This is a genomic window from Dyadobacter sp. CY345 (assembly GCF_021502725.1).
Classification (GTDB): domain Bacteria; phylum Bacteroidota; class Bacteroidia; order Cytophagales; family Spirosomataceae; genus Dyadobacter.
Window position 1 is genome coordinate 756,124 of sequence record NZ_JAKFFS010000002.1, and the last position, 12,625, is coordinate 768,748.

Annotated in this window: 10 protein-coding genes; 1 reads left to right on the forward strand and 9 read right to left on the reverse strand. The window is 41.6% G+C overall.

Annotated features, from left to right (window positions below; translation table 11 throughout):
* Nucleotides 1-34 precede the first annotated feature (34 nt).
* The 5 genes from L0657_RS12910 to L0657_RS12930 form a co-directional block, all read right to left on the reverse strand.
* Entirely contained in the window at nucleotides 35-796 is a 762-nt protein-coding gene (locus L0657_RS12910; RefSeq protein WP_235151209.1) for a DUF1835 domain-containing protein, read from the reverse strand.
* 53 nt (nucleotides 797-849) lie between these two features.
* The gene (locus L0657_RS12915; protein WP_235151210.1) at nucleotides 850-2,439 is read right to left on the reverse strand and encodes an aldehyde dehydrogenase (NADP(+)); all 1,590 of its coding nucleotides are present in this window, start codon (nucleotides 2,437-2,439) and stop codon (nucleotides 850-852) included.
* Nucleotides 2,440-2,639: 200 nt separating this feature from the next.
* Nucleotides 2,640-3,602 (reverse strand): MoxR family ATPase, encoded by a 963-nt coding sequence (locus L0657_RS12920; protein ID WP_235151211.1) that lies wholly within the window; start codon nucleotides 3,600-3,602, stop codon nucleotides 2,640-2,642.
* 55 nt (nucleotides 3,603-3,657) lie between these two features.
* Nucleotides 3,658-5,028, reverse strand: coding sequence for a peptidylprolyl isomerase (locus L0657_RS12925; protein ID WP_235151212.1), 1,371 nt, complete (start codon nucleotides 5,026-5,028; stop codon nucleotides 3,658-3,660).
* Nucleotides 5,029-5,124: 96 nt separating this feature from the next.
* Nucleotides 5,125-7,416 (reverse strand): peptidylprolyl isomerase, encoded by a 2,292-nt coding sequence (locus tag L0657_RS12930; RefSeq protein ID WP_235151213.1) that lies wholly within the window; start codon nucleotides 7,414-7,416, stop codon nucleotides 5,125-5,127.
* Nucleotides 7,417-7,780: 364 nt separating this feature from the next.
* Between L0657_RS12930 and L0657_RS12935 the strand changes: the two genes are divergently transcribed.
* Nucleotides 7,781-8,260: a hypothetical protein gene (locus L0657_RS12935; RefSeq protein ID WP_235151214.1), complete on the forward strand. Its 480-nt coding sequence runs from the start codon at nucleotides 7,781-7,783 to the stop codon at nucleotides 8,258-8,260.
* A 1-nt stretch (nucleotide 8,261) separates the two neighbouring features.
* On the opposite strand, the gene aqpZ is transcribed toward L0657_RS12935, so the two are convergent.
* The 4 genes from aqpZ to L0657_RS12955 form a co-directional block, all read right to left on the reverse strand.
* Complete coding sequence (gene aqpZ / locus L0657_RS12940; protein WP_310588283.1) at nucleotides 8,262-8,966, reverse strand: aquaporin Z; 705 nt, start codon at nucleotides 8,964-8,966, stop codon at nucleotides 8,262-8,264.
* Nucleotides 8,967-9,115: 149 nt separating this feature from the next.
* The gene (locus tag L0657_RS12945; protein WP_235151216.1) at nucleotides 9,116-9,505 is read right to left on the reverse strand and encodes a VOC family protein; all 390 of its coding nucleotides are present in this window, start codon (nucleotides 9,503-9,505) and stop codon (nucleotides 9,116-9,118) included.
* 21 nt (nucleotides 9,506-9,526) lie between these two features.
* On the reverse strand, nucleotides 9,527-10,720 hold the full coding sequence (locus L0657_RS12950) for a DUF5009 domain-containing protein (protein WP_255717831.1): 1,194 nt from the start codon (nucleotides 10,718-10,720) through the stop codon (nucleotides 9,527-9,529).
* 176 nt (nucleotides 10,721-10,896) lie between these two features.
* A complete protein-coding gene (locus tag L0657_RS12955; RefSeq protein WP_235151217.1) occupies nucleotides 10,897-12,615 on the reverse strand; it encodes a GMC oxidoreductase in 1,719 nt (572 codons plus the stop codon).
* Nucleotides 12,616-12,625: the final 10 nt, after the last annotated feature.

Genomic DNA, 12,625 nt, shown 5'->3' on the forward strand with positions numbered 1-12,625 from the left:
TTCTTTCAAATATCTTCTACTTTCGAATTATCTTTTAATTATTATCGCTTTTAATTTTTTCAAGCATTTTCTCTACCTGCCAGTCTCCAAAACCATATATACCTTCCCGTTTACTGAACTCCCTGAAAATGGTATTGAAGTCGGTGGTCTCTTTCTCTTTTATAATATCGTCCAAAACTTTTTCCGGCCGGTTATTACTTCGGTCCAACTGCGCCTGAATGACCAGATTTAGAAATGGAAAGTTATCGGAATTTATTTTACCTAAATTCTCCAAAGCTTCACTATCGTTATTTTTAAACGCCGTCCACAAATTGCTTAACAGTTTAAGATCGTCCATATTTAGCAAATGCTTATGCAAATAGGCGTCTGCCAGCATGTGATTATCCATTAACCCAAATCCACGCCAATCAGGTTGATTGTCACTAATGATTGGTTTTATAATATACACTTTCAAAGTATGCGCCACCTGCATCAGCAGCGAGACACAAAACCATAAATTTACCTGACAAAATAAGTCGTCTTCAAACCAGAAGTTAACTTCCGAATCCACGGGAATGGCCTGAATCTTATTGAATTCAGGCATAATTTCTTCAAAATAAGCCTGCTTGTCCTCACCATATTCCTGATGAATAAAATTGGCCCTTGTTTCCGCAAATTCCTGAAAGTTTTCGCCTGCAACAGGCCCGTCAACAAGGCATTCCCTTGCTACAATAATTTCGCCAGTTAATAGCTCAGCCGGAAAATTATCCAGCAAAGCGTCGCCATTCAGGATATGAAAAGTTTTGTCTGAGTTCATTGGGTTAAGAAAAAAGGCTTCTCCCAAAATCCGGAAGAAGCCAAAGCTACGTTTTATATTTCTCGTTTTGTTGTTTCGTTATTAACCAGTCTGAAAATGCCGAGTGGGTTGGCGTTTTTTAATTCGTCTGGTAAAAGAGAGTTGTCCCAATCCTGATAGGACTGCGGACGAACGAAACGTAAAATGGAATGACGGCCAACCGAAGTGAACCGCGCATCCGTTGCAGATGGAAAAGGCCCGCCATGATGCATGGATGGGCAAACCTCAACGCCCGTCGGAACACCATTCATAATGAAACGTCCGCATATTTGCGATAAGCTCTGTACCAAAGAAGGATATTTTAAAGTTTCCTGTACGTCGGCCATAAGCGATGCGGTAAGCTGTCCTTTTAAGAGTGATATGGCGGATAATAATTCCTCGTAATTTTCGCATACTACGAGCAATGAAAACGGCCCGAAAACTTCTTCGTGAATTTTTGGATTGGCAATAAAATCCTTTCCACTAACCCGGGCGACAGAAGCCTGTGACTGGTTTTCCTGACCCGACTCAATGGCAGAATATGCCAACTCAGCAACGCCTGGCTCAGCCACTAATTCATCCCGAAGTTTGTAAAAATTCTTTCTGATACCCTCATTAAGCATCGTTGCCGGAGCGACATTTAAAATCTCGTTTTTATATGATTCTTCAAACTCGTTCAGCGATTCGGATTCTATGACAAATACCAAACCGGGATTAGTGCAAAACTGGCCAGCACCCAGGGTGACTGATCCCGCCAAGGTTTTAGCTAAATCATTCGTATTTTTTTTAAGATAATCGGGCAAAATGACGATAGGATTAACACTGCCCATTTCAGCAAAAACAGAAATTGGTTCGTCCCGTTCCTGAGCCATTTTGTAAAGTGCCATTCCGCCTTTTATCGAGCCTGTAAATCCAACAGCCTTACTGGCGGGATGTTTAACCAGCGCCGCTCCAACTTCATAACCATCATCATACAACATGGAGAATACACCTTCCGGCATTCCGGTTCTTTGCGCCGCTTTAACGATTGCCTGAGCTGTCAGATCGCTTACGCCCAAGTGAGCAGCGTGTGCTTTCACGACCACGGGATTCCCAGCCGCGAGCGCCGGACCGGTATCTACCCCAGCCACAGAATAGGCAAAAGGGAAATTACTGGAGCCAAAAACGATGACTGGCCCGATAGGAATGAGCATCTTCCGGAGGTCAGATTTTGGAACCGGAGTACGTTCAGGAATGGCAGTATCAATACTTGCTTCCACCCAGGATCCTTCACGAATAAGTTCAGCAAACTGAGTGATTTGATTGATCGTACGCGCGCGCTCACTTTGCAAGCGGGCGATAGGTAACCCGGTTTCAAGATGTGCACGTTCCAGCAATTGATCTCCAACGGCCAAGATTTCTTCTGTAATCGCCATCAGGAAATCTGCTCTTTTAGGTGCTGAAATAAGCGAATATTCATTAAACGCTTTTCTCGCAAGTTCCATCGTTCGGGCAACTTCGTCCTGCGTGGCGGTGTGAAATGTTTCTGGTAATTCTATATTTTGAGCCGGAACATACGATTTGAAAGTATGTTCGTTTTCTGATGAGCGTGAATATCCTATAAAATTCTTTCCTGAAATGTCCATAATCGGAATTCTGGTGTTAAGGTGGAGATTTGGATTTTATAAATCCTTTTTGAAAATAAAGTCTACTAATACTATACCGGAAAGCCCGGATTGCGGATTCATCGATGCCGATCGAATAAAATCTGATAAGCCGTAAAAGCAAAAATTTGCGCTGATATCCCTTATGGATCAACGCAAATTTTTAGAATTATTTATAAAAGCTACAAAAGACGGGCGATAATATCGTCAACCGATATGCCTTCCGCTTCTGCTTTAAAATTTCTGATGATTCTGTGGCGCAGCACAGGAAGTGCCACAGCTTTTACATCTTCAATGTCCGGCGAATATTTTCCTGATAACAACGCATTGCATTTGGCTGCCAAAATCAGCGACTGCGATGCTCTCGGTCCTGCACCCCATTCAAGATAATCTGCTGTGTCTTTGTTTGCAAGTCCAGACGAAGGTCGGGTTTTATGAACCAATTTTACGGCATATTCTATCACGTGATCAGTTACAGGTACACGGCGAACGAGATGTTGGAAATCCATAATTTCTTCCGCGCTGATCACTTCTCTTACCTGGTGCCTTACGTCGTTGGTCGTATTTTTTACAATCGTTACCTCTTCCGCATACGACGGATAATCCAGCTGGATCATAAACATAAAACGGTCTAACTGAGCTTCTGGCAACGGGTAAGTACCTTCCTGTTCAATCGGATTTTGAGTTGCCAAAACAAAAAACGGTCTTGACAAAATATGTTTCTGTCCCGCGATCGTAACTGAATATTCCTGCATTGCTTCCAAAAGTGCTGATTGTGTTTTTGGCGGCGTACGGTTTATCTCATCAGCAAGAATGATATTGGCAAAAATTGGCCCCTGGATGAATTTGAAATTTCTGTTTTGATCCAATGTTTCAGAACCAAGAATATCCGAAGGCATCAAATCGGGCGTGAACTGAATTCTGTTGAATTTCAAATCCAGCGAAGAAGCGATTGTCTGGATTAATAAAGTTTTTGCAAGACCCGGCACACCAACCAATAAGCAGTGACCCTGACAAAAAATAGCTGTTAGTAATCTTTTGATAACCTCATCCTGTCCAATAATCACTTGTCCAATTTCACTGCGGATTTTTTCGTAGGCTACTTTCATAGCCTCGGCTGCTTCAACGTCTGATTTATAATTCACAGTGAGTCAATTTTGGAAATCTAAATTACGACAACTATTTCTTGCGGAAAACGTATCAACTATCGTTCCCGGATGCTAAACCTAATATTTTACAATTTTTATATTCTGGTTCTACACTAATAAATACGTCACCTTGCGCTTTCTTGAACCAGTCTTCCAGGGCGTGGTTACGCTTGTTACTTAATACAATTTGAGAAATTTTTTCGTAATCATCACGCAGGTTGGCGGTATGTGGTTCAGATTTACTCTTATACCAAAGGATCCGCATCGCGCTTCTGCCGTCCTCGGTACGGTATGAAACCGGAACACTAAGATCTCCAACTTTCATTGTATCTATGGCGAAGTATAATGCAGGATCCATCGACGCATCCAAAGTAAGGCGTCCCAATCCTGTATTTCTGTCCTGGATTATTCCACCTGTTTCAGCCGTTTCTTTATCTTCAGAGTTATCCAGAGCTGCCTTTGCAAATTTCAAGGTATCCGATTTAATCAGCACACGTAAGCTGTCCAGGACGCGTACCGCGCTGGCAACGTCTGTTCCCTTATTGTAATCCGGCCTTAACAATATATGACGTGCATGATACTCCGCACCACGTGTTTCAATTAGTTTTATTAAGTGAAAACCGAATTGAGATTCAATGATAGAAGACATTTCGCCAGGTTTCAAACCTAGCGCCGCTCCTTCAAATTCCGGAACCATCGCACCTCGTTTTGCAAAACCCAAATCACCACCGTTTTTTGCAGATCCAACATCTTCCGAGTAAATCGTCGCAAGCATGGCAAAGTCTTCACCTTTTTCAGCACGCTCTTTAAGCTCCTGAAGCTGGTTTCTCAGTTTATCTTTTTGCTCCCTGGTAACGGTTCCCAAGCGGACAATATGCCCGATTTCGACTTCTGATGGAATGTACGGAAGACTGTCTTTCGGAATAGCATTGAAAAATTTACGGACATCACTTGGTGTTATTTTAACATTTCCAGAGATTGTGCGCTGCATTTTTTCAACGATTTTTTGCTCCTTAACCTGCGTGCGAAGTTCTGTCTTCAGATTGTCAACACTTTTACCATAGGCTTCAACGAGGTTTTTTTCTGAACCAAACCGCTGGATCATATAACTCATCTTTCCGTCAAGCTCGTTGTCGACTTCTTTGTCTTCAACTGTTACCGAGTCAATTTCAGCTTTGGCTAAAAGCATTTTATTGATAATAAGCGATTCCAGAATCTGACATTTTTCCGGTGCCTTTTGACCATTGGCAGCATAACTGTTATACATTTCGTCCAGCTCGGAACTTAATATATAGTGATTGTCCACACGGGCAATAATTTTGTCGAGCATCACGCCCGATTGTCCTTGTCCAAAACTTGTCAGACTAAAACAAAACGTGCAGATTGCAAATAATTGAAGTACAATTAATTTATTTATTTTCATATATTTTGGTTGTTCCTAAGTTGTATTCGTAGGGTTTATTTGGCAGACAGTCATGTTAATTATAACACAAATGCGGTTGAAAATGCTAATTTACGTTTAACGCTTAATTTTTTCTAATTCTTGTTCATTCACTTTGACCGGAAATTTCTGCTGAAGCTTTTCCATCCATTGTTTTTCAAGCATTTTCTGGTATTCGTTAATGACCCCTCCACGTGCTTCTGAAAAAGTTTTTGGCCGCGCAGGCTCGATTTTCTGGATTTGCACCCAGTAGGAAATTCCATTTACAGTTATCGTCTGTTCTCCGGTTTCCCACTTTGCCTGGCTTAAAAGAGCGTTATCTTTCGGAAAATAACCTTCCTGAATAATAACGGCATCTGGTGTTTCAGAATTATAAGCTTTCTCAACATCTTTTTTTGAAGTGCTGTAAAACTGGAAACTGATGCGTCTGTCTCGTTCAGGTTCCACAGATTGCCGGAAAGAGCCATAGTCTTTTTCCAATATTCTAACAATAGAAATATTTTTAGAATTCAGATATTTTACAACATTTTTAATTCGGTCCGCAGATGTTGATTCGGATTCCGACGCTGAACGATACCCGGCAATTTCAACGACGTAATCCGGATTTTTTTGTAAAATGACATAGACATCAAATAGTTTTTCGGTCTGTTCTTTTGATATCTCGCTTATTCCCTCTTTAAAAATCAATTCGTTTGCTTTTCTTTCGAGGGGATAAGGGCTTTTTGCCAAGGTTCTTTTAATTGCATTTAATGTCGCAGTATCCGGTGCTGTCGCGATGGTTGCAAATGCCCGTTCAGGGAACCTAAAGTGAGAAATGTTCTTCTCGTAATAATTTCGCTGCCCTGTCGAATCTGTAAGCGATCGAGCAAGGACATTTTCTTCCAGGAGTTGAGACAATAAAACACCTTCACGAATTTCACTGATCTGCGCTTTAAATTCAGGATAACTTTCTTCCAAATGTTCCCTTTCATATTCCGAAAGACAGTTTGTCAGATAATCATTATAGAATCTCTTGAAAATAACTTCCGGCGAAGATCCTTTTGGACTTGGTTTTTGCTGTGATTTAACATAATTTAAAAACGTCAGTGCATCGTAATGTCTTTTTTCAATGTTGAATAATGTGTTCGAAGCCCAGTCCGTTGATACAGCTTTCATATAATCCCATTTTCCTGAAATTAAAGTGCTGTCTACCAAAGGTGATAACAAAGCGAATTGATCAGCAAATTCCTGAATTGCATATTTCTCCCGAAGCCTTTTGGCAGTAGACTGTTCAATGACTTTTCCACGCGAGTCTGTCACCACTTTCTGACGAAGCGAAGGAGCCATAACGCTGTAAGATTCCAGGTTCTTTTTATCCACCAGTTTTATAATATGCCACCCATACGAACTTAATACCGGAGCAGCGAAAGTATTTGTTTTAGTCAGAGAGTAGGCAGCTTCTTCGAAACGAGGATCCATTTGCCCGGTTCCAAACGGTGGCAGCAAACCATGATTTTTGCTTGACTGTTTATCATCTGAATATGCTTCGGCCAAATTATCCCATTCCTGTCCACTCTGTAACTTCTTGTAGGCTTCATCAATTTTATTTTTTGCAGCGGCTTTTTGAGATTCCGTGGCATTGGCATCAACCCGAATCATAATATGAGCTACACGTACGATACCCCGAGTCGGACGACGGTCTTGTACTTTGATGATATGGTAGCCAGTTTTGCTGCGCACTGGCTGTGATAATTTTCCAACAGGAATAGTATATGCAGCAGTTTCAAAAGGATAAACTGTTTGAAACGCAGTAAAATATCCAAGATCTCCTTTGTTTTTCGAGGCCGAAGGATCTTTTGAAAATTTGGCAGCCATGTCTCCAAAATCTGATCCTTCTTCAAGTCTGCCACGCATAGCAATAGCGGCCTGATATGCGTCAAGTGTATCCGCAGGAGAAGCATCTTCCGGCACGGCAATCAAGATATGTGAAGCTTTAACTTCTTGTTTTAATCTGGCATAAGCCTCTGTTGAGAGCTTTTCAACCAAAACTTTATCTACCAGGAAATTTTTTGCCAATTGATCATAGTATGAACTGATCTCTTGTTTATAGTCGTTTGTCGTGTCTCTACCTTCCGTTTTTGCCTCTAAAATTTTAATTTTCAAATCTTTATAAACTGGCAGGTATTCCTCAGGCGTTAACTCTTTTGTTGAGTCTGTGGAAAATTTGTTTTTCGCGTATGAATCAAGAAAATCGGTGGCAGAAAATTTTTCGCTTCCAATCTCGATCAGGGCAGATGCTTCAGAAACTGGATTTGTTTTAGGAGCTGAGGTTTTACAAGAACTAAATATAACTGCTGGAAGCAGTGAAAACATCAATGAATATTTAAACATAAATTACACAATTCGTAAATCCGGGATGGTCGTCCCATGTAGATTTTAATCTAACTTTATTAGGTCTCAAATATTGTATTAGTGACAAAGTTAGTTTCTTTCATCAAAGTATAAAATTTATGCTGTTTTGGAATACTTTTTAACGCTGTAAGGACGGCTGTTCTGCTGAAATTTTTTGTGCAAATTTCACTACATACATGGATACGCAGTAGAATTGAAAAGTGTGTCAACATTGAGGAATTATAAGAATTAGGTCAATCTGTATAGTTTATTAAATATTAGTAATACTTCTACAATGGTTGTCGTTAGCGGGGCATGAATTTTGTGCAGTTTTATTTTGATGAATTGTTGAAAGGAAATGGCTATGGAAGATTCAAAATTAAACGAGTTCGTTCTCAGGATTAGTGCTTTGTGGAACGAACAGAAACGAAGAGAGGTCTTGTATCTGGAGGCTTTAAAAAAGGATAGTATGGGCCCATTAAGAAAAATGCTGACCCAGGGACATTTCAGCGCTTTACTTTGTCAGAAAGAGATTCTTTGGATGTATGATTATTTCAAATGTTTCCTGACCGATAAGGATCTTATAAACTCGCCAGAAGTCAAATCAGATAATCTGGCTGTTTTGCATAATCTAGAAGAGAAAGAGGAAGTAGCGGGTGTTTTAAAGAATGCTGAGGAAAAGATACTCCAGAGTTATCGTTCTCTTTATAAATTTATGGAACTTGATTCTGAAACTAAAAGGGTAATAGACGAACATTTGGAAAGGATTTCAGAGTTTTATGAAATCCTTTCCAAAATGGAACTTGTAAAAAAGAATGGACTGGTTAAGTCACTCGCAGCGTGATTTAATCTTCGCTTGACAGAAATTTGTATGCTATACCTGCCAATATTGCACCTGCAATTGGCGCTACAATAAACAGCCACAGCTGCTCCATAGCCCAGCCGCCCACGAAAATCGCCTGGCTAATACTTCTTGCAGGATTCACTGATGTATTCGTAACTGGGATACTGATCAAATGAATAAGCGTAAGTGCTAACCCAATTGCTAAGCCCGCAAATCCGCCTGCTGCTTTCTTGTCCGTTGCACCTAATATTATGATCAAAAACATGAATGTCATAACCATTTCTGTAACTAAGGCAGCTTCCATGCTGTATTTTCCTGGCGAATGATCTCCATAACCATTTGCAGCAAAATCACCGATCGCACTGCCATTTCCCGTAACGATTACAGACAAGATGGTGGCAGCTGCTAAACCGCCTAAAACCTGGGCGATAATGTATGGTAATAAATCCTTTGCAGAAAACCTGCCTCCTATCCATAAACCAACGGAAACTGCCGGATTAAGGTGAGCACCGGAAATGTGGCCCAGCGAATAAGCAATTGTTAAAACAGTAAGACCGAAAGCAAACGAAACGCCTAATAACCCGATTCCAACCTCCGGAAATGCCGCTGATAATGCCGCGCTCCCGCAGCCGCCTAGAACCAACCAGAATGTGCCAATAAATTCTGCTGCATACTTTTTCATGTGTGTAAAATGTTTTGTGTGTATAAGTGTACTGAAAGGGGAGAATCACTTTCAACACATAGACGTTGGTTTTCAAATTAAGTCACCATCAGCAATGGTGAGAAATAAAAAAAGGCTCTGAACCGACGTTTAAATTTCGTTTCAGAGCCTTTCAGCTGTTAAAATATGGGTTACTAAACCTCGTACAATTCCAGCGGCAGATCGTCAGGATCAGCGAAAAATGTAAATTTTTTGCCGGTTAGCTCGTCTATACGGATCGGTTCGGACTGAACATTATGTTTTAACAATTCCTCAATCGCTATTTCAATATCATCTACTTTAAAAGCCAGATGGCGAAGTCCTGTGGATTCAGGGCGCGAGGGACGCCTTGGAGGATCCGGAAAAGAGAAAAGCTCAATAATATATTCTCCATTCAGCGAAAGATCCAGTTTGAACGATTTTCTTTCCGCTCTGTTCACTTCGCTGTCGATTTTAAAGCCGAGAATTTCGGTGTAAAAATGTTTCGATTTTTCATAATCGGATGCGATGATAGCAATGTGGTGTATACCTTTTAATGATAACATGTGAATATGGTTAATGTTAAATTATATCTTAATGAATATCTTTTTTCTATACATCCAATATAAAATCCACCACTCAATCAACAGGATAATGGCTCCGCTGACAAGCGAACGATAAGGTTGCCCGAAGATAAGATCATAATTTGGACTGATATGAATCCTGAACGACTGGTCAATAAAACTGTCGATGGTATGTGCCAAAAGGTATGCGGCTATGGAATTGGTTCCAACTACGACTAGTGGGAAAAACCACTTTTTATGATCCCGTACATCAACAATAAAGTAAAACGCTGCCAATAAAACAAAACACCAGCCGCCACTGAAGAGAGTCCAGGCAGGTGTCCAAATTCTTTTTACAATCGGGTTGATTCCCATCAGGTTTAAGGTGACAGCAATCACAAATAATATGGCAGCTGTAAAAACAAATTGTTTGATCAGGGCAGAAGAGGATTTTGAGTTTTTGAGCCATTTACCAGCTATCAATCCCAGAATCATTGTGCCCAGCGTTGGAATGAAACTTAAAGTGCTATATCCGCCTCCGTTATATAAAAAGGAAGTTTCGCGAGGAAAAAGATTCATAAACCATCGGTCAAAAGCCCAGGCCGCATTGGTGTTTTTATTCCAATGAGCTGCGAACCCATTCAGATTATGCTCCCAATTCTGTGTTGTGCCGGTTTCAGTCCAGTCGAAATAGGGGCCAGGCAATGGGTAGGCGGCGAAGAAAATTCCATACGCTAAAAGTATTGCGATTAATGCTGCCCATTGCGTTCGTTCCGATCTGAAACCTAAGGCAAATAAAATCGGATAGCCCAGCCCGATCTGTGTCAAGGTATCTTCGAATGTAAAATTGGTCTGCGTTGCGTGCATGGAACGTAAAAATATCCCAAGCAATATTAGAATCAGCGAGCGGCGAATGGTGTGAAACCACATCATGCCCGGATTTTGCTGCTTGCTTGCCCGGCTCGCCATGGAATAGGGCAGCGCCACGCCCACAAGAAACGAAAAGGAAGGTTGAATAAGGTCATGAAGCGAGCATCCTACCCAGGACACATGACTTTGGTGATAATCAAGAAACGCCCAAAAGGAGCTTGCGGGCAATGCTTCGGCTACCTGAGAAAATTTCAAAACTTCGCCCATCATGAGCAACATTACGAAACCGCGGTAAGCATCGACGGATGAGACACGTTGCGGAATCACGGGTAGAGGAAAATCTTTCAACGTTAAGAAGTGGGGTTAGGGTTATAAAATTGTCGCTCTTAACGACTGCGTTACAATAAATGCTACCAGATTTGTTTTAAATAGGGCTGGTTGTTGGTAAAAGAAAACGCCTCGCCGGATTTACCCGGCAAGGCGTTTTTAACAGTTTGATATTTTATTTATATTAAAATCTGATCTTAAAGATTCATCTTTTTAAGTTCCTTCACTGCGTGGTCAGCAGCACGAGCCGTCATAGCCATGTAGGTCAGCGAAGGATTAACGCAAGATGCCGAAGTCATGAAAGCTCCGTCAGTCATGTAGACGTTCGTTGCGCCCCAAACCTGGTTATTTTTATTCAAAACCGAAGTTTTAGGATCATTCCCCATACGTGCAGTACCCATTTCATGAATACCTATACCCGGATGTTTTGATTCATCGTTATATTTCGATACGTTTTTCAGACCGGCAGCTTCTAACATTTCTGCTGCATCGTTCATCATATCTACACGCATTTTCTTCTCATTTTCTCCGTAAGCCGCGTCGAAGATGACAACAGGAAGTCCCCATTTATCTTTCGTTTTAGTTGAAAGCGTAAAACGGTTTTTCTCGTCAGGAAGCATTTCGCCAAAACCTCCAAGGTTCATACTCCATCCACCTGGCTGAGATATTTCCTTTTTGAAATCTGCTCCAAAACCATCCATTCCGGCTCCGCGTCCCCAACTGTCGCGGCTAGCTCCGCCCTGATAACCGAATCCACGCAGGTAATCACGCTTGTCATCGCCCCAGTTACGGTAACGAGGCACGTAAACACCATTGGCACGACGTCCGAAATAATATTTATCTTCAAATCCGTCAAAGTCTCCACGGGCTCCAACAGCAAGATGGTGATCCATAATGTTACGGCCAACCTGATCGCTGTCGTTTCCGAAACCATTAGGGAATCTTTTCGATTTAGAGTTTAAAAGGATCGATGCAGAGGCAATGGCAGAAGCGTTAAGGAAAATAATTTTTGCAAAATATTCCTTCGTTTCCATAGTGTTCTGGTTGATCGTCCGAACACCCGTTGCTTTACCAAGTTTGTCGTCGTAAATCACTTCTGACACAATGGTATCAGGAATCAAGGTAAGATTTCCCGTTTTCATCGCGGCTGGAAGTGTAGCTGCCTGCGTGCTAAAATATGCTCCATAAGGGCATCCACGCATACACATATTTCTAAACTGACATGCTGCACGACCTAATTCGGTATGGAAATCTTTTGGTGCTGTTAAATGAGCAGCGCGTCCCATAATCATGTGGCGGCCTGCAAATTTCTTCTCGATTTCACCTTTCACCTTCGTTTCCACGCAGTTCATCTGCATAGGAGGTAAATAATTTCCGTCCGGCAAAACATCCAGCCCGTCTTTTGCTCCGCTGATCCCGGCGAATCTTTCTACGTAATCATACCAGGGGGCAACTTCGTTGTAACGAACCGGCCAGTCGATGGAAATGCCGTCTTTTGCATTTGCCTCAAAATCCATCGGGTTCAAACGGTAACTCTGGCGTCCCCACAATAACGAACGGCCACCTACGTGATACGCACGTATCCAGTCAAATTTTCTTGTTTCTTCGTAGGGATTTTCTGAATCGTTTTCGAACAAATATCTGTGTTCAGGATTTGCAGTATACCCTGTACGCATTCCCGCCCAATATTCTTCTTTCGCAACTGTTGTAACGCGACCGCGGTGTTCAATTTCCCAGGGCGCAAGTGTTGCTGTCTTGTAGTCGGTTATGTGTTTGATATCGCGTCCGCGTTCAAGCATTACTACTTTCAGCCCTTTTTCAGTTAATTCTTTTGCAGCCCATCCGCCGCTTATACCAGAACCAACGACGATTGCGTCATACGTTACTTCCTTCTGACCTTTTATGTTTAAATTCATGATGAATTAT

What these genes read in the sequence shown, in the direction of transcription:
- L0657_RS12910 (WP_235151209.1), bottom strand. Translation starts at nt 796, where the DNA reads ATGAACTCAGACAAAACTTTTCATATCCTGAATGGCGACGCTTTGCTG.
- L0657_RS12915 (WP_235151210.1), bottom strand. Translation starts at nt 2,439, where the DNA reads ATGGACATTTCAGGAAAGAATTTTATAGGATATTCACGCTCATCAGAA.
- L0657_RS12925 (WP_235151212.1), bottom strand. Translation starts at nt 5,028, where the DNA reads ATGAAAATAAATAAATTAATTGTACTTCAATTATTTGCAATCTGCACG.
- L0657_RS12930 (WP_235151213.1), bottom strand. Translation starts at nt 7,416, where the DNA reads ATGTTTAAATATTCATTGATGTTTTCACTGCTTCCAGCAGTTATATTT.
- L0657_RS12935 (WP_235151214.1), top strand. Translation starts at nt 7,781, where the DNA reads ATGGAAGATTCAAAATTAAACGAGTTCGTTCTCAGGATTAGTGCTTTG.
- L0657_RS12945 (WP_235151216.1), bottom strand. Translation starts at nt 9,505, where the DNA reads ATGTTATCATTAAAAGGTATACACCACATTGCTATCATCGCATCCGAT.
- L0657_RS12955 (WP_235151217.1), bottom strand. Translation starts at nt 12,615, where the DNA reads ATGAATTTAAACATAAAAGGTCAGAAGGAAGTAACGTATGACGCAATC.